This is a genomic window from Marinobacter suaedae (assembly GCF_030519635.1).
Lineage (GTDB): Bacteria > Pseudomonadota > Gammaproteobacteria > Pseudomonadales > Oleiphilaceae > Marinobacter > Marinobacter suaedae.
Genome location: NZ_JAUMIS010000001.1, coordinates 1,773,952 through 1,794,500, shown reverse-complemented (window position 1 = coordinate 1,794,500; position 20,549 = coordinate 1,773,952). Strand labels below are relative to the sequence as shown.

20 protein-coding genes are annotated in these 20,549 nt (G+C 58.5%); 10 read left to right on the top strand and 10 right to left on the bottom strand.

Annotated elements, in window-relative coordinates:
* Nucleotides 1-2 precede the first annotated feature (2 nt).
* Both ubiD and rho read right to left on the bottom strand, forming a co-directional pair.
* Nucleotides 3-1,490: a 4-hydroxy-3-polyprenylbenzoate decarboxylase gene (gene ubiD / locus QVZ43_RS08190; protein ID WP_302909532.1), complete on the bottom strand. Its 1,488-nt coding sequence runs from the start codon at nucleotides 1,488-1,490 to the stop codon at nucleotides 3-5.
* A 256-nt stretch (nucleotides 1,491-1,746) separates the two neighbouring features.
* A complete protein-coding gene (gene rho, locus QVZ43_RS08185; RefSeq protein WP_302909531.1) occupies nucleotides 1,747-3,009 on the bottom strand; it encodes a transcription termination factor Rho in 1,263 nt (420 codons plus the stop codon).
* 375 nt (nucleotides 3,010-3,384) lie between these two features.
* On the opposite strand from rho, the gene moaB reads away from it, so the two are divergent.
* The 4 genes from moaB to QVZ43_RS08165 are packed head-to-tail and all read left to right on the top strand — an operon-like array spanning nucleotide 3,385 to nucleotide 5,919.
* Nucleotides 3,385-3,957: a molybdenum cofactor biosynthesis protein B gene (gene moaB / locus QVZ43_RS08180; protein ID WP_302909530.1), complete on the top strand. Its 573-nt coding sequence runs from the start codon at nucleotides 3,385-3,387 to the stop codon at nucleotides 3,955-3,957.
* Nucleotides 3,958-3,993: 36 nt separating this feature from the next.
* The gene (locus QVZ43_RS08175) at nucleotides 3,994-5,208 is read left to right on the top strand and encodes a molybdopterin molybdotransferase MoeA (protein ID WP_302909529.1); all 1,215 of its coding nucleotides are present in this window, start codon (nucleotides 3,994-3,996) and stop codon (nucleotides 5,206-5,208) included.
* A 2-nt stretch (nucleotides 5,209-5,210) separates the two neighbouring features.
* Complete coding sequence (gene moaD / locus QVZ43_RS08170; RefSeq protein WP_302909528.1) at nucleotides 5,211-5,471, top strand: molybdopterin converting factor subunit 1; 261 nt, start codon at nucleotides 5,211-5,213, stop codon at nucleotides 5,469-5,471.
* Between the two features lies 1 nt (nucleotide 5,472).
* Nucleotides 5,473-5,919, top strand: coding sequence for a molybdenum cofactor biosynthesis protein MoaE (locus QVZ43_RS08165; RefSeq protein WP_302909527.1), 447 nt, complete (start codon nucleotides 5,473-5,475; stop codon nucleotides 5,917-5,919).
* A 61-nt stretch (nucleotides 5,920-5,980) separates the two neighbouring features.
* Here QVZ43_RS08165 and trxA read toward each other — a convergent pair whose 3' ends face one another.
* Complete coding sequence (trxA, locus tag QVZ43_RS08160; RefSeq protein ID WP_223795809.1) at nucleotides 5,981-6,307, bottom strand: thioredoxin TrxA; 327 nt, start codon at nucleotides 6,305-6,307, stop codon at nucleotides 5,981-5,983.
* Nucleotides 6,308-6,551: 244 nt separating this feature from the next.
* On the opposite strand from trxA, the gene ppx reads away from it, so the two are divergent.
* On the top strand, nucleotides 6,552-8,084 hold the full coding sequence (gene ppx, locus QVZ43_RS08155) for an exopolyphosphatase (RefSeq protein WP_302909526.1): 1,533 nt from the start codon (nucleotides 6,552-6,554) through the stop codon (nucleotides 8,082-8,084).
* A gap of 4 nt (nucleotides 8,085-8,088) precedes the next feature.
* On the opposite strand, the gene QVZ43_RS08150 is transcribed toward ppx, so the two are convergent.
* Nucleotides 8,089-10,041 carry an ATP-binding cassette domain-containing protein gene (locus QVZ43_RS08150; protein ID WP_302909525.1) on the bottom strand — a complete coding sequence of 651 codons (1,953 nt, stop codon included), beginning with the start codon at nucleotides 10,039-10,041 and terminating at the stop codon, nucleotides 8,089-8,091.
* A gap of 45 nt (nucleotides 10,042-10,086) precedes the next feature.
* Here QVZ43_RS08150 and QVZ43_RS08145 point away from each other — a divergent pair, with 45 nt between their 5' ends.
* The 3 genes from QVZ43_RS08145 (at nucleotide 10,087) to QVZ43_RS08135 (ending at nucleotide 11,876) form a co-directional block, all read left to right on the top strand.
* The gene (locus tag QVZ43_RS08145) at nucleotides 10,087-10,644 is read left to right on the top strand and encodes a TIGR02444 family protein (protein ID WP_302909524.1); all 558 of its coding nucleotides are present in this window, start codon (nucleotides 10,087-10,089) and stop codon (nucleotides 10,642-10,644) included.
* Nucleotides 10,641-11,015 (top strand): DUF4124 domain-containing protein, encoded by a 375-nt coding sequence (locus QVZ43_RS08140; RefSeq protein ID WP_223795805.1) that lies wholly within the window; start codon nucleotides 10,641-10,643, stop codon nucleotides 11,013-11,015. Before QVZ43_RS08145 ends, QVZ43_RS08140 begins: the two co-directional genes overlap by 4 nt.
* A gap of 123 nt (nucleotides 11,016-11,138) precedes the next feature.
* On the top strand, nucleotides 11,139-11,876 hold the full coding sequence (locus tag QVZ43_RS08135; RefSeq protein WP_302909523.1) for a BamJ family beta-barrel-assembly machinery protein: 738 nt from the start codon (nucleotides 11,139-11,141) through the stop codon (nucleotides 11,874-11,876).
* 76 nt (nucleotides 11,877-11,952) lie between these two features.
* Here QVZ43_RS08135 and rsd read toward each other — a convergent pair whose 3' ends face one another.
* Nucleotides 11,953-12,432: a sigma D regulator gene (rsd, locus tag QVZ43_RS08130; RefSeq protein ID WP_302909522.1), complete on the bottom strand. Its 480-nt coding sequence runs from the start codon at nucleotides 12,430-12,432 to the stop codon at nucleotides 11,953-11,955.
* A gap of 100 nt (nucleotides 12,433-12,532) precedes the next feature.
* Nucleotides 12,533-13,036 carry a disulfide bond formation protein B gene (locus tag QVZ43_RS08125; protein WP_302909521.1) on the bottom strand — a complete coding sequence of 168 codons (504 nt, stop codon included), beginning with the start codon at nucleotides 13,034-13,036 and terminating at the stop codon, nucleotides 12,533-12,535.
* Nucleotides 13,037-13,334: 298 nt separating this feature from the next.
* On the opposite strand from QVZ43_RS08125, the gene QVZ43_RS08120 reads away from it, so the two are divergent.
* Complete coding sequence (locus QVZ43_RS08120; RefSeq protein ID WP_302909520.1) at nucleotides 13,335-13,490, top strand: flagellar basal body-associated FliL family protein; 156 nt, start codon at nucleotides 13,335-13,337, stop codon at nucleotides 13,488-13,490.
* Between the two features lie 21 nt (nucleotides 13,491-13,511).
* Here QVZ43_RS08120 and rmf read toward each other — a convergent pair whose 3' ends face one another.
* The 3 genes from rmf to QVZ43_RS08105 all read right to left on the bottom strand — a co-directional run bounded on the left by rmf (nucleotide 13,512) and on the right by QVZ43_RS08105 (nucleotide 17,801).
* Nucleotides 13,512-13,727: a ribosome modulation factor gene (gene rmf / locus QVZ43_RS08115; protein ID WP_223795801.1), complete on the bottom strand. Its 216-nt coding sequence runs from the start codon at nucleotides 13,725-13,727 to the stop codon at nucleotides 13,512-13,514.
* A gap of 115 nt (nucleotides 13,728-13,842) precedes the next feature.
* Nucleotides 13,843-15,402 carry a glutamate--cysteine ligase gene (gshA, locus tag QVZ43_RS08110; RefSeq protein ID WP_302909519.1) on the bottom strand — a complete coding sequence of 520 codons (1,560 nt, stop codon included), beginning with the start codon at nucleotides 15,400-15,402 and terminating at the stop codon, nucleotides 13,843-13,845.
* A 65-nt stretch (nucleotides 15,403-15,467) separates the two neighbouring features.
* Nucleotides 15,468-17,801, bottom strand: coding sequence for a Tex family protein (locus QVZ43_RS08105; protein WP_302909518.1), 2,334 nt, complete (start codon nucleotides 17,799-17,801; stop codon nucleotides 15,468-15,470).
* A 192-nt stretch (nucleotides 17,802-17,993) separates the two neighbouring features.
* Here QVZ43_RS08105 and rep point away from each other — a divergent pair, with 192 nt between their 5' ends.
* The gene (gene rep / locus QVZ43_RS08100) at nucleotides 17,994-20,012 is read left to right on the top strand and encodes a DNA helicase Rep (protein ID WP_302909517.1); all 2,019 of its coding nucleotides are present in this window, start codon (nucleotides 17,994-17,996) and stop codon (nucleotides 20,010-20,012) included.
* 65 nt (nucleotides 20,013-20,077) lie between these two features.
* Here rep and QVZ43_RS08095 read toward each other — a convergent pair whose 3' ends face one another.
* Nucleotides 20,078-20,491 carry a c-type cytochrome gene (locus tag QVZ43_RS08095; protein ID WP_223795797.1) on the bottom strand — a complete coding sequence of 138 codons (414 nt, stop codon included), beginning with the start codon at nucleotides 20,489-20,491 and terminating at the stop codon, nucleotides 20,078-20,080.
* Between the last annotated feature and the right edge of the window lie 58 nt (nucleotides 20,492-20,549).

The window sequence follows — 20,549 nt, the reverse complement described above, 5'->3', positions numbered from 1 at the left end:
TATCAGTCGGGGCTATTGGCCGAGGTTTCAAGGCCCAGCTGATCCCACAGTTCGTCCACCCGCTGACGAATCTCGTCCGTCATGGTAATGGGGGTGCCCCATTCCCGATCGGTCTCACCCGGCCATTTATTGGTAGCATCCAGCCCCATTTTCGATCCCAGTCCGGCGACCGGTGAGGCGAAGTCCAGGTAATCAATCGGCGTACTCTCAACCAGCGTGGTGTCCCTGGCCGGGTCCATCCGGGTGGTCATGGCCCAGATGACGTCCTTCCAGTCCCGGGCGTTCACATCGTCATCGGTGACGATCACGAACTTGGTGTACATGAACTGCCGCAGGAAGGACCATACCCCCATCATCACGCGCTTGGCATGGCCCGGGTATTGTTTCTTCATGGTTACAACCGCAAGGCGGTAGGAACACCCCTCGGGCGGCAAATAAAAATCCACGATTTCCGGAAACTGCTTTTGTAAAATGGGGATGAACACTTCGTTGAGCGCCACCCCAAGAATCGCTGGCTCATCGGGCGGACGCCCGGTGTAGGTGCTGTGGTAGATGGGGTCCTTACGATGGGTAATCCGCTCCACCGTAAACACCGGGAACTGCTCGACTTCGTTGTAGTAGCCGGTGTGGTCCCCGAACGGGCCTTCCGGCGCCATATCGTCCGGATAAATAAATCCTTCCAGCACGATCTCGGCGCTGGCCGGCACCTGCAGATCGCTCAGCTGGCAATCCACCAGCTCGGTCCTGCTGCCGCGCAGCAAACCCGCAAAGGCATACTCCGACAAGGTATCTGGCACCGGGGTCACCGCGCCCAGTATGGTTGCCGGATCAGCGCCCAGCGCGACAGCTACCGGGTAGGGTTCGCCCGGATGAGCCTTCTGAAACTCCTGAAAATCCAGCGCCCCACCACGATGGCTCAGCCAGCGCATGATCAGGCGATTGCGCCCGATCACCTGCTGGCGATAGATCCCGAGATTCTGCCGTTCTTTATTGGGACCACGAGTTATGACCAGCGGCCAGGTTACCAGCGGACCAGCATCTCCAGGCCAGCAGGTTTGCACCGGAATCTGGTACAAATCCACCCTGTCCTTTTCAATCACCACATCCTGACAAGGCGCCGATCGGAGCACCTTCGGGCTCATCCGCATGACCTGGCGGAACACCGGCAGCTTCTCGATGGCATCCTTGAACCCCTTGGGGGGATCGGGCTCCTTGAGAAACGCAAGCAATTTCCCAATATCCCGGAGCGCCGTGACATTGTCCTGCCCCATGCCCAGCGCTACCCGCCGGGGCGTGCCAAACAAGTTGGCCAGCACCGGCATGTCATACCCCTTCGGATTTTCGAACAGCAATGCCGGCCCTTCTGCTCGCAAAACGCGGTCACAGATTTCCGTCATTTCCAGCTTGGGGTCAACCTCTGCCGAGATGCGTTTCAGTTCGCCCAGTTTTTCAAGCTGGTCAATAAAGTCTCGCAGGTCGCTGTATTTCATGAAGGGCTCCGAAAGGTTCGGGCATGTTTACGGGATAAAGGGCTAATCAGATGTTCAGACTCTCGTACCAAGTCAGAATGGGAAGGAGTACTTGCAGGAGTCTGGAAAAATAGCCGGGATGGTCTGTCCCGAACTGTGTCTTGCCAGGGATGGCAAGACCAAGCGTACAGGGACGTATCCACAGCGTGTTCGGGATAGGGCATCCCGGCGGGCCAGCCTCCAAGACTGACGCGCCGGGACTTGCCAGTCGCCCGTATTAACGACGCTTCATCGACTGGAAGAATTCGTCGTTGGTCTTGGTGTCTTTGAGCTTGTCCAACAGGAACTCGATGGCTGCTGTGTCATCCTCCATGGAGTGCAGCAGCTTGCGCAGAATCCATACGCGCTGAATGTCCGCCTCGCTCATCAACAGGTCTTCACGGCGCGTGCCGGAACTGCGGATATTGATGGCCGGGTAGGTCCGTTTCTCGGCAATTTTCCGGTCCAGGTGCACTTCCATATTGCCGGTACCCTTGAACTCTTCGTAAATCACTTCGTCCATCTTGGAGCCGGTGTTTACCAGCGCGGTTGCCAGAATGGTCAGGCTGCCGCCCTCTTCCACGTTACGGGCAGCACCAAAGAACCGCTTCGGCTTTTCCAGCGCGTGGGCATCCACACCACCGGTCAGTACCTTACCGGAGGACGGAATAACCGTGTTGTAGGCACGGGCCAGACGGGTAATGGAGTCCAGCAGGATCACTACGTCTTTTTTGTGTTCAACCAGACGTTTGGCCTTCTCGATCACCATCTCGGCGACCTGGACGTGACGGGCCGGCGGCTCGTCGAAGGTGGAGGCAATCACTTCGCCGCGTACCGTACGCTGCATCTCGGTCACTTCCTCCGGACGCTCGTCGATCAGCAGAACCATCACATAGCATTCGGGGTTGTTGCGGGTAATAGACTGGGCAATACCCTGCATCAGCAATGTTTTACCTGCCTTGGGCGGCGACACGATCAGGCCACGCTGGCCTTTACCAATCGGTGCCACCAGGTCGAGCACCCGCGACGACAGGTCTTCCGTACTGCCATTACCGGCCTCGAGCATCAGTCGTTCCTGCGGGAACAACGGAGTGAGGTTTTCAAACAGAATCTTGTTGCGCGCGTTGTCTGGCTTGTCGAAGTTGATTTCGTTGACCTTCAGCAGCGCGAAGTAGCGCTCGCCATCCTTCGGCGGTCGGATTTTGCCAGCGATGGTGTCGCCTGTACGCAGGTTGAAACGACGAATCTGGCTCGGTGACACATAAATGTCGTCCGGCCCCGCCAGGTAAGATGCGTCAGCGGAGCGAAGGAAGCCAAAACCGTCCTGCAGAATTTCCAGTACCCCGTCCCCGTAGATGTCCTCGCCGCTCTTGGCATGCTTCTTCAGGATCGTAAAAATCACGTCCTGCTTGCGCGAACGAGCCAGGTTATCGAGGCCCATTTCTTGCGCGATTTCGAGCAATTCGGGCATGGATTTCTGCTTGAGTTCAGTAAGATTCATAATTTTGTTGGATTTTCAGGAATGGAAGTAAACGAATAATGGAATGACAGGGGTGCCCCTGATCAGTTTGGTCAAAGCTTATCGTCGTTGAGCGTGATGCTGGCCAGATGAAGCAACCGGTTGTAAGTGGAATCCGGTGTATATGGGACTGGAGCCGGGAGTGGAAACAACCGTTTGCCGAGCAGGTTTGATATTCGGCCACTTGGGCCGCGCATGTCAAGTGCACTGTCCAAAATAACATCGATTTCATACTGCTGGCACAGGCAGACTGCTCTTTCTCAAAACATTTTCCGTATCCATCCCACTTCCATTCACCGGAATTCACACCGATACTGTGTAAAAAACAACATTGATTGAATGTTCGGAGTGCCCACCATGAGTAGTGACATCACCAGCGAACTGATCCCGCTCAACGTCGCCCTTCTGACGGTGTCGGATTCCCGGGGGCCTGAGGAGGACACGTCCGGCCAGTTCCTGGAGGATCAGGTCATCGCAGCCGGGCACCGGCTGCTCGCCCGCAGATTGCTTCCCGATGACGTGTATCTGGTACGAGCGTTGATTGCCAACTGGATTGCTGACCCGGTCATACACGCGATAATTATCACCGGTGGCACCGGCTTTCACGAACGGGATTCCACTCCGGAAGCCGTGGCGCCGCTGCTGGACAAAATCATTGAAGGGTTTGGTGAGGAATTCCGCCGGCTGTCGGCCTCCGAAATTGCCTCATCGACGATTCAGTCCCGAGCCTTCGGTGGTCTGGCCAACCACACGGTCATCTTCTGCCTGCCCGGTTCCACCGGAGCCTGCCGGACCGGATGGGAGCACATCCTTAAATCCCAGCTGGACAGCCGACACGCCCCCTGCAACTTCTCAGGGCTGACCCTGAAAAAACCGGAACGGGCATTTGACCGGCTCCAGGACATCATCGGGCAACAGGCTTCCCGCTAGCGCCGGTTTCAGAACAAAAACAAGGAGCTTCAACGCATGGCCGCACCCCAGTTGACACCGCTTGAGGAGGCCCTCAGTCACCTTCTGTCACAGGCAAAAGGCCTTGATACCAGGGAAACGGTAGAACTGCCCGATTCCCTGCACCGGATACTGGCGGAAGACCATCATGTGCCGGCCGACGTTCCGCCGGCGGATAACAGTTCGGTGGATGGTTACGCGGTACGGTTCGAGGACGTTCACCCGGGTCGTGCAATACCTGTGTCCATCCGAATACCAGCCGGACACCCACCCGGAGAACTGGCACCGGGAACCGCCGCACGAATCTTTACCGGTTCTGAAATTCCTGCGGGTGCCAACGCCGTGGTGATGCAGGAACGCGTGGACGCTTCGGACGACGGCATCGTGATCCACACGGACGTCAGCGAAGGCCAGAACATCCGCCGCCGCGGCCAGGATCTCACCGAAGGCTGCATGGCCTTGCCACAAGGAACCCTGATTCGCCCCCAGGAAATGGGACTGCTGGCTTCCATGGGGTTCGCCCGGGTTCCTGTACAGCGCAGACTCAGGGTCGCCATACTCACTACCGGTGACGAACTGGTGGATCCCGGCAAACCGCTCGCTGCAGGGCAAATCTACAACACCAATCGCTACACTCTGCTGGGCCTTCTGGCCCAAGCCGGCTGCGAAGTTACCCTGTGTGAGTCTCTGGCCGACGATCGCACGGCAACCCGGGACACACTGTTCCGGGCCGCTGACGCCTCCGATCTGGTCATCACCACGGGCGGCGTGTCGGTCGGAGAAGAGGATCACGTCAGGGTGGTTCTTGAAGAGTCGTCCACTCTGTCCCTCTGGCGCCTTGCCATCAAGCCTGGCAAACCGCTGGCCTTTGGCCACATGAATGACACACCGGTCATTGGCTTGCCCGGCAACCCGGCCTCGGTACTGGTCACGTTCCTGATGGTGGCCATGCCCTTTATCCGGAAATGCCAGGGACGCGCACGATTGACACCCACAGGCGAAACCCTACCGGCGGACTTCTCGGTGGACGAACCCTCGATTCGGCGGGAGTTTATTCGCGCTCGCAAGGCCTGCTTGCCGGATCGATGCACACTGGAGGCCTACCCGAACCAGAACTCCGGCGTACTCAGCTCCGCCTGCTGGGCGGGCGGTCTGGCCGTGGTACCCGAAAACACTCGGGTCAGCCCGGGAGATCTGCTAACGTATTATTCATTCGAAGAGCTTTTGGCCTGAACATGAGCAACGACAGCATTACCATCCGATTCTTTGCCCGTCTGCGAGAAGAACTCGGCACGGAACAACTGACGCTTCCGGCATCGCCAGGTCTGACGGCCGGTGACATCCTCGCGGATCTCGCCCTGCGCTCCGGCCCCTGGGCCCAGCTGGACGGGGACCAACCGATCATGATTGCGGTTAACCAGACCATGTCAAAAGCCACCACACTGGTGCAGGCTGGCGACGAAGTCGCGTTCTTCCCCCCGGTGACCGGAGGCTGAGATGATCTCGATCCAGACCGACGACTTTGACCCCAGTGCTGAATACGCCAGCCTCAGAGACAGCGGTTCGGGCACCGGCGCCATCGCCACGTTCACCGGCCTGGTTCGCGACCACGGCGACCAGCAAGGCGTGACAGGCCTCTATCTGGAACATTACCCCGGCATGACCGAACAGGTGATTGCAGGGCTGATTGACGAGGCGTCCAAGCGATGGGACGTTCGCAAAGCCCGGGTCATTCACCGTGTCGGACAGCTCAGCCTGAACGATCAGATTGTCTTCGTTGGGGTCTGCAGCGCACACCGAAGCGGTGCGTTTGCGGCCTGCGAATACATCATGGATGCCCTGAAAACATCCGCGCCCTTCTGGAAGAAGGAACTCGCGGAATCCGGGGAGCACTGGGTGGAGCAGAAAGAAACCGATCTGGCCCGGACGAAAACCTGGAAGTAACAGAACAAAAAAACCGCCCGAGGGCATAACCCAGGGGCGGTCTGAACCGTCTGATCCGTAATCAGAGGTTGCTGTCGAGGAAGGCCGCCAGCTGAGACTTGGACAGTGCGCCGACCTTGGTGGCGTCCACGTTGCCGTTCTTGAACAGCATCAGGGTCGGGATACCACGGATGTTGAACTTGGGCGGAGTCTGCTCGTTCTCGTCGATGTTGAGCTTGCAAATCTTCAGCTTACCCGCGTACTCGTCGGCGACCTCTTCCAGTACCGGAGCAATCATCTTGCACGGTCCGCACCACTCAGCCCAGTAGTCCACCAGAACCGGGACATCAGACTGGAGCACGTCCTGCTCAAAAGAAGCGTCGGTTACGTTTACGATATTTCCGCTCATTACAGTTTCCTGTTCAGGACACCCTGCATGCACAGCCTGCCTGCCGTACTTCCCCGGGCATCATTGGTTTCACCGATAAAGCTGCTCTTATCTTGTACAGCTCATCACCGTATTGGATTGCCATACTTTACGCGATTGGTCTCGTGGATGTGAAGCCGTAGCTCCCCCTACCCGTTACTGACACACCTCAGGAATTTCGCTTATAGTTACCGCAACCCTCCGGACGAAAAGGACTTGGACCAACGTGACGTCGACATCCACCGCCGAAAACGTGAGACCGGCATCGTCCAACGACGTGCTGGCCGCCATCGACATGGGTTCCAACAGCTTTCACATGGTCGTTGCCCGCGTGGTTCACGGCGAAATTCGCACGCTGGAGAAAATGGGCGAAAAGGTCCAGCTTGGTGCCGGCCTGGACGACCAGAACCGCCTGACGCCAGAAGCTCAGGAGCGGGGACTCGCCTGCCTGAGCCGGTTCGCCCAACGACTCAAAGGCTTCCCTCCGGAATCTGTCCAGGTTGTGGGTACCAACGCGCTCCGGGTCGCCCGTAACACCGGCGAATTCATTGCCCGCGCCGAAGAGATTCTTGGCTACCCGGTCGAAATCATTGCAGGCCGCGAAGAGGCCCGGCTTATTTATCTCGGGGTGTCACACACCCTGGCAGACGATTCGGGTCGTCGCCTGGTCATCGACATCGGCGGGGGCAGCACCGAGTTCATTATCGGCAAACGCTTTGAACCTCAGCACCTGGAAAGCCTGCACATGGGCTGCGTGTCCTTTCGGAACAGGTACTTCCCGGATGGAAAAATTACCCGCAAGCAGATGGACAAGGCCGTCACCCATGCCAAACAGGAATTGCTGAACATTAGCAAATCCTATCGTTCCACCGGCTGGAAAAGCGCAGTGGGGTCTTCTGGTTCCATAAAGGCCATCGCCAATGCCCTGGCGACGCTGAAGATATCCGATGGCACGATTACCCGTGCCGGTATGGAGGAGCTTCGACGCCGCCTGATCAATATGGGAAGAACCGACAGGCTAGGGGAAATCGGCATCCGGATTGATCGGCAGAGCATTTTTCCGGCCGGATTCGCGATATTGATGGGCGCGTTTGAATCCCTGGATATAAATGACATGGCCTTTGCCGACGGTGCGCTGCGCGAGGGCCTGTTGTACGACATCCTTGGCCGGATCAAACACGAGGACGTACGCGAGCGGACCATTTCTGCGCTCCAGGAACGCTATCATGTGGACCAGGTCCACGCGGAAGCCGTCGAGGAAACCTGTATTTCAGCCTGGAATCAGGTGGCCAAAGCGTGGGGTATTCACACCAGTGCCGACGAAGATGTGCTTCGCTGGGCCTGCCGACTGCACGAGATAGGCCTGACCATTTCCCACAGTCAGTACCACAAGCACGGTGCCTACCTGTTACGCTACTCTGATTTGCCCGGTTTTACCCAACAGTTCCAACGGGATCTGTCTGTGCTTGTTCGGGGACACCGGCGCAAGTTCTCACCCGCTATCTTCGAAGACCTCGACAAGGATGATGAATACCGGCTCAGGCATCTGTGCATCCTGATCCGGCTGGCCAACATCATTCAGCACCCCCGGAACATGGAGCCACCTCCTGCCTGGACGCTGCACGCGCACCCTAACCGCCTGGTGCTGGCGTTCAAGAAAGGCTGGCTGGATGATCGGCCACTGACCCTGGCCGACCTGGAAAACGAGAAGGAATTCCTGGCCAGGCAAAACTTCACCCTGGAAATTGTGGACGGCTAGCGGCTCAGCCAGCCAGTTCCGCTTCCAGGGACTCCACGGTTTCGCTCACCGACATCCATTCGGTCTCGACGTCGTCGAGCCGCGCCTTGGCCGCCGCCTGCTGGCCCAGGAGTTCCTTGAGCCGAACCTTGCCTTCTGCCAGGTAGAGCGACGGATCGGCCAGTTCGGTTTCAAGACGACTCAACTGCCCGTGCAGCTTTTCCATGTCCTTTTCCAGCGTGGACAGGCGCTTCCGGTACGGACTCAGTTTCTGCCTCAGTTCCGCCTGAGCCCGCTTCCGGGCCTTGCGGTCTTCCGCGCTCTCACCAATGGCCCCATCGCTCTGACCGCTATCGGCTGAAGCGGGTGCCCCGCCATTCCGGGAGCGAGGAGGCTCCGATTCCTCTTTCCGGCGTTCCGCCAACCACCGCTCGTAGTCTTCCAGATCGCCTTCATAGGGTTGCACCTGCCCCTCGTTCACCAGCCAGAACTCATCCACGGTGTTGCGCAACAGGTGCCTGTCATGGGAGACCACCACAATGGCCCCATCAAAATTCTGCAACGCCAGGGTAAGCGCCTGACGCATTTCAAGATCCAGATGGTTAGTCGGCTCATCCAGCAGCAACAGATTCGGCCGCTGCCAGGCGATCACCGCCAGGGCCACCCGGGCCTTTTCGCCACCGGAGAAAGAGCGAATGGGAGCCAGCGCATCATCCCCATGAAAATCGAAACCGCCGAGAAAATTCCGGATGCTTTGCTCTGACGCCCGGGGGCTGAGCCGCTGCAGATGCAGGAAGGGACTGGCATCCAGATCCAGAGACTCGAGCTGATGCTGGGCGAAATAACCGATTGCCAGATGTTCGCCGCAGACCCGGTCACCGGCCAGCAAGGTTCCCTCGCCCCGGAGCGCATCCATCAGAGTGGATTTACCAGCCCCGTTGGGCCCAAGCAAACCTATCCGACTGCCGGGTAACAGCGTCAGGTTGACGCCCTGGAGTATGGGTACGGATCCATGGCCGGCCTGGCCATTTCGAATGGTCAGCAAGGGGTTAGAGACCTTCTCGGCCACCGGAAATTCAAAGCTGAACGGTGAATCGATGTGGGCCGGCGCTATGCGCTCCATGCGCTCCAGCGCCTTAACCCGACTCTGCGCCTGCTTGGCCTTGGTGGCCTTGGCCTTGAACCGGTCGATAAAACGCTGAATTTCGGCAATGCGCGCCTGCTGACGCTCGTACCCCGCTTGCTGCTGGGCCAGCCGCTCGCTGCGCTGAGTCTCGAAAGCCGAATAGTTACCGGTATACAGTTCCAGCTTCTGCTGGTCGAAATGAACCACGTGGCTGGCCACCCGGTCCATGAAATCCCGGTCGTGGGAAATAAACAGCAGGGTGCCGCTGTACCGGCGCAGCCAGCTCTCCAGCCACAGACAGGCATCCAGGTCGAGGTGGTTGGTGGGCTCATCCAGCAACAGAAGGTCGGATGGTCGCATCAGGGCCTGGGCAAGGTTGAGCCGTATCCGCCAACCGCCCGAGAATGACGACACCGGGCGGTCTGCATCGGCATCGGCGAAACCAAGCCCCCTCAGCAGTGCTTCTGCGCGGCGCGGTGCCGACCAGGCCTCGTGCACGTCCAGTTCGCCATGAATTCGGGCCTGGGCATGATCATCCCCGCGCGCCTCGGCGTCCGCCAACTGGGCCTCCAGCCGCCGCAGCTCGAAATCGCCATCAAGCACATAATCCCGGGCACTGCGCTCGGAAGCCTCGACTTCCTGAGCCATGTGGGCAATGCGGCAGCCCCCGGGCAGGCTCACCTGGCCCTGCTCCGGCGCCAACTGGCCCAGAAGCAACTGAAAAAGACTGGACTTACCGGCACCGTTGGCGCCGACAATAGCCACCCGCTGGCCGGGCTGAACGGTGAGGCTGACTGACTGTAGCAACCATACGCCACCGCGTTGTAAACTGAGATCGGTTATCGTTAGCATCGGTCCATTTTATCAACGTAACGGTGTCAGGAAAGGCTCTGAGTCATGCCGATTCGGTCTGAAAATCATGACCCCGCAGAGGAAATACCTCTGACCCTGCCCAATCAATTGGAACCCGATAACCCTCTCTGGCGTTTTGCTATTGGTTTCTGGAAACAACCAGGCGTTAAGGAAAGCTGCCTGGCGTTACAGGAACAAGGCTGGAGTGTTACGAGAATCCTCTGTGCCGGCTGGCTGGCCCTTAATGGCCATCGCTATTCGGGCGACGAGGATGATACGCTAAAAGCGTGGCGAAAGCGTGTCACCACAGCATTACGCAGTGCCAGACAGGCTTTACCGAAACATCACGAGGCATGTCAGTCATTTAGACCAGGCGTGGCCGGTCTTGAACTGGAGGCTGAACGCATAGAACTGGCACTGGCATGGCATTCCCTGATGAAGAACAACTCTGAAACGTGCGACATGCACGGACGTGACGGACTGATTCAGAGGAATCTTGAGGCTGCGGCTCCGGTAACGGGATTGTCCCGGTGCATTACACCCTATTTGAACTCATTGGCCAGGACGCTGGCCAACTTCTCCAAGGGAGAACCCTTGCCATGATAACGAAGTGGCTGTTGCGACTCTCGTTCCCGGCGCTCGGGCTGCTGATGCTGTTGATCTTTTTCGGGCTTGAAGCCCCAGAGCAGGTCACCGAGCCCGTCGCAGAAGAAAAGCAGACGGACATTCCGGCCTTTGAGGGCCTGGTACCCACCCCCGTGTCCATCGATGGGCCGGACATCATCTTTAAGTGGCGCGATAACAACGGCCACTGGCACTTTGCTGACCAGCCGCCGGAGAACGATCCATGGAACAGCCTGGCCATTGAACGGGTCAGTGACAGTGGCACTGCCGCTGCGCCGGAAACGGACTGGCAGGCCCCCTACCACGCTCCTTTCGCCATGAGCCCAACTCCGGGAAGTAACGGCAGCTGAGAGAAAGGGTCCACTTTCTTAACACATGTTCAGTGGCATCCACAGCCATAACCCGTTACCTTCTGCGTTCCGAATACACGATCCGGGGGCAGGAGCCCCTGCAACATGGTGAAAGGTGAAGTGATGAAAAAAACAATGCTAGCGCTGGCAGTGGCAGGTCTGGTTGCCGGTTGTTCAGCCCCCCAGGAAACACCCGAAGACCCGAAGCTGGATTCCACCAATGAGAAAGTCAGCTACGGCATGGGTCTGGTGCTCGGCGAGCGCATGAAGAACGACCTTCCCGACCTGCAGATGGATCAGTTTCTCCAAGGCATCCAGCATGGCCATGCAGGTGACGAGGAAACCCAGCGCATGACCCGCGAGGAAATCCAGGAAGCCCTGATGACCTACCAACAGGACCTTCAGGAGCAACAGGTCAAGCAGATGGAAGAGTTGGCCCAGAAGAATAAGGAAGCTGGCGAAGCTTTCCTGGCTGAGAACAGCGCCCGCGAAGAGGTGACCACGACCGAATCCGGTCTGCAGTACGAGGTACTGGCAGAAGGTGACGGCGACAAGCCGGCCGCTACCGACACCGTTCAGGTACATTACACTGGCGAACTGCTCTCCGGCGAGGTATTTGATAGCTCACGCGAGCGCGGCGAGCCGGTAACCTTCGCCCTGAACCAGGTGATTCCGGGCTGGACAGAAGGTCTTCAGCTGATGAGTGAAGGCGCTCGCTACAAGCTCTTCATCCCGGCTGAACTGGCGTACGGCCCTGGCGGCAACAGGGCTATCGGCCCGAACGAAACCCTGGTATTTGACGTTGAACTGCTCGACGTTAACCCGGGCGCCGACGAAGAAGGCGAAGCTGACAGCGAATAAGCTGCCGGCATCAAAAAAGCCTCAGCCCGGTTTCCGGTGCTGAGGCTTTTTTGTAACTGTTGGAAGCCTGATCAGATCAGACCGGGGCTTCTTTGCCAGCGTGTACGTTGTGCAAGTGTTCGATCAGGAAATCCTCCACTTCGAACCGACTCTCCAGAGCCTCACCCAGTTTGGACAGGTCGTCAAACATGGACTTCACACCTTCGTCCGTTGCCTCACAACCGTCAAGCTTGTCATTGAAGTTCAACGCAACTTCTGTGGTTTCCTCAAGGCGGGGATAGACCTTCGCAGCCAGTTCGATGCCGCCGTCATTGAATTCCTTCGCTTCTTCGATCAGCTGCTCATAGATCTCGAAATGCCCGGCCGATACGTAGTCAACCAGAACCTCGCACAGGCGAACCAGCTTGTGGCGCAGGACCTCCGGCTCGACGCCTTCGCTCTCGCCTGACAGCTCGCAATACAGAACCAGCAATTCCTGACGTTCCTTGAGCCAGCGATCAATCAAGTCACTGACGCCACCCCAACGTTCCCTGGCATTCCGGCAGTTTTCCAACATGACCCCTGGTCTCCATTCGCCCGGCCAGCGTTCTGAACTGACCCAATTATTCTTGGTTGATTTCCAAATTACTCCAAGGCGAGGGCCCCCGCAACCTTATTCACAGAGCCCTGCGCTCCTGTCCCGATCCGCGTAAAAGCAGCACCAAACCGACAACTATCAATACGCAGAAAAAGACAGCTGTCCAGCCGGGAATACTCAGGCCGAGAAAGCGCCAGACTACCTCAGCGCAGTCTCCCGTGCCACGTATCGCCGTTGACAACACTTCGAAGAACGGCAATACCTCCAGCATGTAATCCACGGACGGGCCACACGCCGGGACCTGATCCGCCGGCAGGCTTTGTAACCACAGCTGCCGGCCCGCCAGCGCAAGGCCCACGCCCGATATAACAGCAAGCATGAAACCGTATATACGCACACCCAGGCCAGAAGGACCATGCAACAAGCCGAGCAAAGCAACCAGCCCGGCGCCGATGAAACCAAACCGCTGCAACCAGCACAGCGGACAGGGCTCCAAACCCATCACGTACTCCATGTAGAAGGCCACACCCAGCAGCGCGGCACACACCAGAAATACCAAGCCAAACACGGTCCTGCTCGTCAAAACACATCCCCAAGCCAGTGAATTTAAACTGCATCGTCGCACCGGGCTGTTGTGCTCCGGCCATCCAAATGCGCGACATGCCGTCGCCACTAAACCCTAAACCATGACCAACATCAAGGCTATGACACAGCAACTGACCTCGTTCCTGCCCCTGATGGCGCTTACGCTCTTTCTGCTCCCGCCCCGTCACACGCGGAAGAGGCTCAGCCGAAAGCCAATGAGGCCAGAAAGGAAGCGGGGCGTGCAGCCATCAACACCCACATGCTCCGGCTGCGCCACGAACGGGTGAGGTTGTTTGGTGAACAGGACCGGGACCGGGCAACCAACCTCCATCAAGGGTCAGCAGGCGTTGCGTGACACGGCGAAAAAACGGCCCCATCAGGTATACGAAGAGCAGCAGTCCGGCGAATCCGTCACCGGGGTTCTGTTGATTGAGTTTGTGATGCAGAGATAGCGCAGGATGCGCCGGAGAGGGTCAGGCGATGCAGGAGAAAAAGTCGTCGTCCTGGTTCTTTTGCTGGCTAACCGCCTCGGAAGCATCGTCCCAGCCCGCTTCCCAGGCGGCAATGACCACGTCACCACGGTAGGGACAACGGCTTTTGTCCATACCCATGGACGCCGCCATATAACCCTGTCGATAGGCCTTATTCAGTGCTTCTACGTCCCAGCCGAGCTTGATATCCCTGGCCATGCCACCACTCTCCTTGTTCGGTCGTGACGTAAAAACTAACAGTCGGTTCCATCCTCCACAAACCTGCACTGTGAATTTGTGATACAGGTCCATGGGAGTTGGAATGGAGTTCTGATTAAGTCTGAACGTAGCGCTCCAGGAACTGGTCAAAGGGCTCGTTATCCTCTTCTTCCATCTGCCGCTGTTCGGCCAAAGAAGCCTCGGACATCGCCTGAAATTCCGCCAGAACCTCTGCATCGAGCCCTTCCTGTCGCAGCGCGTCCTGATGCTGACGGGACATGGCCAGTGTCCACTCCCGGTGTCCCATACGCTGACTATCCATGGCAGCCAGCACCTGGGCGGAAGGCACTCCGGAGAGATCGGGCGCCTCCAGCTTGCGGCGCTGGTCTGCTAGCGCAGACCGGTAAGTCGTGCCGTCGCCCCAGCCATCAAGCAACTCTGCCAACGGCTCGAGTTGGTCCAGCAGTTCGTTGGCCGTATTCATCATCGATTCCCGCGAACCACCGCGACACAGTTTCAGTTCCGGATCGCGCCCTCGGGCAACCACATCCTTGTAGTTGTCATCCAGCCGTTCGCACTCGTCGTCGCCGATACGTGGACTGTCTTCCAGCAGGCAATCCAGCAGGAACAGGTCCATAAAATCGATCTGACTGGCATTCACGCCCACCGGTGAGAACGGATCCAGGTCGAGACAGCGAACCTCGATGTATTCCACACCCCGCGCATCCAGAGCCTGAATGGGCTTTTCGCCGCGCTCGGTGGTGCGCTTTGGCCGGACCGCACTGTAGTATTCGTTCTCAATTTGCAGCACGCTGGTATTGATCTGAATGAAGTCGTCACCACGACGGTTGCCAATGGTTTCGTACTCCGGCCAGGGCGTATGAATCGCCCGGTGCAGTGTTTTGGTGTAGGTGCCCAGTTCGTTGAAACAGATATTCAGGGACGACTGGGCGTTGTTGTGATACCCCAGATCCCCCATCCGCAACGAAGTCGCCTGCTCACCAAACCAGGATTGATCATCAAACCGTGACAGGTTGTGACTGACATTCGCCACAAAGCTCGCATCCAGGGCCGGCGAGGCCCCGAACAGCAGCATCAGCAGCCAGCTGCGACGACGGAAATTCCGCACCAGCCAGAAATACTGATCCGACTTGAAGTCCTTCAGCTTCTGCTGATTCCCCAGCGCTGCCTGCCAGGTACGCCAGAACTCATCCGGGAGGGACAGGTTGTAATGTGCACCGGCGATGCTCTGCATCATGCGGCCATAGCGAACCGCCAGCCCCTGCCGATACACATGCTTCAGGCGACCGATGTTGGAGGTACCGTATTCCGCGATGGGGATACTGGGGTCGCCATCCAGCGCGCTGGGCATGCTCGCAGCCCAGAACACCTCGTCACCCAGATTCTGCTGCACAAACTGGTGGATCTGCCGGAGCGACGTCAACAGGTCGCTGGTCGTGCGACAGACCGGGGTAATCAATTCCAGCAAGGCTTCCGAGTAGTCGGTGGTAATCCGGGGATGGGTCAACGCGGAACCCAGGGCTTTCGGATGAGGCGTTTGCGCAATAAAGCCGTTACGGTCTACCCGCAGACCTTCTTTTTCCACCCCTTTCAGAAAACCATGCCAGTCACTTTCGGCAAACTGGCGCAAAACAGAAAAGCGGGATCCAGCCATCGTGAACTCCTGCTGCCGCCGGCACGCTCAATGAAGCGGTGCCGGCTGGTGAAAAGAGAATGGGGTTAGCGACCACCTTTGCGAGCAGAGGCCATGGCCTGCGCAAGAGCCCCGGCCATCGCTCCCTGCGGTTTCTGCGCGGGCGACGACTGGCGCGCTCCGCGACCGCCGGCTTTTTGTTCGCTGCGAGCGGAACGGTTGGCTGGCGCATCTTTCTTTTCGCCAGGCTGATCGTCCATCCGCATCGACAGGGCAATACGTTTGCGGGGGATGTCCACTTCCATCACCTTGACCTTGACGATGTCACCCGCTTTGACGACGTCTCGCGGATCGTTGACGAAAGTATGGGACAGGGCCGAGATGTGCACCAGTCCGTCCTGATGGACGCCAATGTCCACAAACGCGCCGAAGTTAGTCACGTTGGTGACCGAGCCTTCCAGGATCATGCCTGGCTTGAGGTCGCTGAGGGTTTCCACCCCTTCCTCGAAGCTGGCAAACCGGAACTCCGGACGCGGATCCCGCCCGGGTTTCTCCAGCTCGGTGAAAATGTCCTTGATGGTCGGCAGGCCAAACTGCTCGGTCACGTAATCCTGCGGATTCAGGCCGCGCAGGAAGGCAGCGTCGCCAATGATGTCCTCAACCTTGCGGTTGTTCTTGGCGGCAATGGCCTCCACCACGCCGTAGGCTTCCGGGTGCACCGACGAGCGATCCAGAGGATTCTCGCCACCGTGAATACGCAGGAAGCCGGCCGCCTGCTCAAACGTGCGATCGCCAAGGCGCGACACTTTCAGCAACTGCTTGCGGCTGTTGAACAGACCGTTCTGGTTCCGGAAATCCACAATGTTCTGGGCAATGCTCTGGTTCAGGCCAGACACCCGTGAGAGCAGAGGAACCGACGCGGTGTTCAGGTCCACACCCACACCGTTTACACAGTCCTCGACCACCGCGTCCAGGCTCCGGGACAGCTGTACCTGGGATACATCGTGCTGGTACTGACCCACCCCGATGGACTTGGGCTCGATCTTCACCAGTTCCGCCAGCGGATCCTGCAGACGACGACCAATAGACACGGCGCCACGGATGGTGACGTCGAGATCCGGCAGTTCACGGGCGGCAAATTCGGACGCGGAATAGATGGACGCACCGGACTCGTTGACCACAATGCGAGCCAGCTTGAGTTCCGGGTAACGTTTGCACAGATCGCCCACCAGTTTCTCGGTTTCGCGGGAAGCTGTGCCGTTACCGATCGCGACCAGCTCGATCTTGTGTTCACGACACAGGGCAGCCAGCTGTTCGATGGAACGATCCCACTGGTTCTTTGGCGCGTGTGGGAAGATCGCACCATGGCCGGCCACCTTGCCGGTGCCGTCGATCACCGCCACTTTGACTCCGGTACGCAGGCCAGGATCCAGACCCAGCGTCGGGCGCGGCCCCGCCGGTGCCAGCAACAGGAGGTCTTTCAGGTTGGCGGCAAACACGTTGATGGCCTCGTTTTCGGCGGTTTCCCGCACCTGCCCCATCAGATCGGTTTCGATCTGGGTGGACAGTTTTACACGCCAGGTCCAGCGCACCACTTCAGACAACCACTTGTCAGCGGCGCGGCCGGCGTCGCGGATGTTCCAGTGGGCGGCAATACGCTGCTCAGCCGGGTGGGGCTGACGGCGATCATTGCTTTCCTCCTCCATCACGATGGCATAGGTCAGGATGCCCTCATTGCGACCCCGCAGGATCGCCAGCGCCCGGTGGGAAGGCACCTTCTTGAGAGGCTCAACGTGATCAAAGTAATCCCGGAATTTCGCCCCTTCGTTCTCTTTGCCTTCCACCACCGTGACCTTCAACTGGCCACCATTCCAGATAAAGTCACGGAGGCTGCCGAGCAGTTCGGCGTCTTCGGCAAACCGCTCCATCAGGATGTAACGGGCCCCATCCAGCGCGGCTTTGGTGTCGTCGATACCGGCATCGGCATTGAGATAACCCTGAGCGGTGGCTTCAGGCTCCAGGGTGGGATCGTCAAAGAGAGCGTCCGCTAACGGCTCCAGCCCAGCCTCACGGGCAATCTGCGCCTTGGTACGACGCTTTGGCTTGTACGGCAGATACAGGTCTTCCAGGCGGTTCTTGGTGTCTGCCTCGTTGATGCTGGCTCGAAGCTCGTCGGTAAGCTTGCCCTGCTCGTCAATGCTGCTGAGGATGGCGGCCCGGCGATCTTCCAGTTCGCGCAGGTAACGAAGCCGCTCTTCCAGAGTCCGCAGTTGGGTGTCGTCCAGTGAACCGGTAACTTCCTTACGGTAACGGGCAATAAACGGAACCGTTGCGCCCTCGTCGAGCATCCCGATGGTGGCGTTGACCTGCTGTTCGCGTACGCCCAGTTCTTCGGCAATACGGCTGGAAATACTGTTCATGCAACCTCTGTTCACTTGGCTCGGTAAAAAACGGAAAGGGGGAAAGGTACAGCGGCCAAGGGCATCAGGCAAGCGGCCCTTGAGGAGGACGAACCAGGGACCGCAGTATCATCCACAAGGTACTGACGCCTCCGCTCGTGTAAAATCACCAGACGTTATTCATTCTTCCTTGCAAGGCCAGACCCTAACCCTGTGAACAGACTCAATCCCAGACAAAGTGAGGCGGTACGCTACGCCAACGGCCCGCTCCTGGTGCTGGCAGGTGCCGGCAGTGGCAAGACCAGCGTCATCACCCGCAAGATTGCCTACCTGATTGAGGAAGTCGGCATCCCCGGCCGCCACATCGCCGCCGTTACTTTTACCAACAAGGCCGCCCGGGAAATGAAAGAACGGGTGACCCGCATTGTCGACCGGACCATGGCCCGGGGGCTGATTGTCTCGACCTTCCACAACCTTGGCCTGAACATGATCCGGGAGGAGCACGAGCACCTGGGCTACAGCCCCGGTTTCTCCATCTTTGACGCCGAAGACGCCAAGGCCCTGCTTCAGGACCTGATGTTCAGCGAAGGCAGCGCCGAGGCCGGCGACGAACTGGGCGACGTCCAGATGACCATTTCTTCCTGGAAGAATGCCCTTCGAACCCCCGCTGAAGCCCTGAGCAAGGCCGCCGACGAACGGGAACAGCGCATTGCCCTAGTCTACGGCAAGTACAACGAATACCTGAAAGCCTACAACGCGGTGGATTTTGACGATCTTATCCTGCTGCCGGTGCAGCTGTTCCGATCCAATCCCGAGGTGCTGACCAAGTGGCGGAAGAAAATCCGCTACATGCTGGTGGACGAGTATCAGGACACCAACGTGTGTCAGTACGAACTGGTCAAACTGCTGGTCGCCGAGCGGGCCGCCTTTACCGTTGTTGGCGATGATGACCAGTCCATCTACGCCTGGCGTGGTGCGCGTCCGGAAAACCTGGTTCAGTTGAAGGAAGACTTCCCCAGCCTGAGGATCGTCAAGCTGGAGCAGAACTACCGCTCCACCGGCCGGATCCTGCGCAGTGCCAACACGGTCATTGCCAACAACCCGCACGTGTTCGAAAAGACCCTGTGGAGTGACCACACCATTGGTGACGAACTGCGGGTGATCCGGTGCCGCAATGAAGATGCGGAAAACGAGCGTGTTGCCACCGAGATTCTGGACAAAAAACTCAAGCAGGGCCTGGAATTCCGGGACTTCGCAGTGCTGTACCGGGGCAACCACCAGGCCCGCTTGCTGGAAATGAAACTGCAGGCCTACCAGATTCCCTACCGGCTTTCCGGCGGCCAGTCATTTTTCTCCAAAAACGAGATCAAGGACTCCATGTCCTACCTGCGCCTGCTGATCAATCCGGACGACGACGCCGCCTTCCTGCGGGTTGTCAACGTGCCACGGCGCGAGATTGGACCCAAAACCCTGGAGCAGCTGGCCACCTACGCACGCACTCGTAATGTCAGCCTGTTCCGCTCCCTGCACGACATGGGTGCCGAAGCCCACGTGGCGGAAAAGGGGCTGGACCGGTTGCGGCGTTTTGCCCACTGGGTCGATGCCACCTGCGAACGCCTGCACAACGAAGATCCGATTCCGGTCATCAAGCAACTGTTCACTGACATTGAATACGAAGAATGGCTGCACCAGCACTCCGGCACCCCCAAGCAGGCGGAGCGCCGTATGGAAAACATCTGGTATCTGGTGGATTCCATTCAGCGCATGCTGGACGACGGCAAGGGCACCGCAGACGAAATCGGCATCGAGGACGCCATCACCAAGCTGATCCTGCGGGACATGATGGAACAGCGGGAAGAGGAAGACGACAGTGACAAGGTCCAGCTACTGACCCTGCACGCCTCAAAGGGTCTGGAATTTCCCCATGTGTTCATCATGGGACTGGAAGAAGAGATCCTGCCCCATCGAAGCAGCATTGAAGAGGGCAACATCGAGGAAGAGCGCCGCCTGATGTACGTCGGCATCACCCGCGCCCGGGAGACCCTGGCCATGACCTATGCGGCATCACGCAAGCAATACGGGGAGAAAATCGAAACCATCCCGAGCCGCTTCCTGGATGAACTGCCCGAAGAAGATGTGATCTGGGAAGGCAAAGGCGACCTGGACGCGGAGGCGAATCAGAAGAAGGGCAAAGCCACCCTCAGTGCCCTGCTCGGCGACCTGGGCGACTAGCCGCGCTCCGGCAGGCAACAAAAAACCCCGCGGTGCGGGGCTTTTTCTGCTTTTAGCCGGTGAGCTTATTTGCTCTCCGCCACAATGTGCTCGACCGCAGCAGCAATCTCTTCATCCGGGCAGTTAGCGCAGCCGCCTTTGGCCGGCATGGCGTTAAAGCCATTGATGGCGTGCTCGATCAGGGTGTCGACGCCCTTCTCAATACGGGGGGCCCAGGCACCCGCGTCGCCGATCTTGGGCGCGCCGGCAGCACCGGTGGTGTGACAGGCCATACAAACCGCATCGTAAACTTCGGAACCGGAACGCGGGCCAGAGCTGGCAGCCTGGGTCGGCGCTGCCGCTTCACCACACTCCTCGCCCTGGAGACAGACTTCTCCGACCGGCTCGATGCGTGAACGAATCTCATCTTCAACACTTGCCATCACAGCACCGGCAGTAAAACCGAAGCCAAGCAGCATGACAGCCAGGACTCTCTTCATCTTCACAATGCACCTCGCATTAGCGCGTTATAATCGTCAGTGGTCGCATTATAGCGAC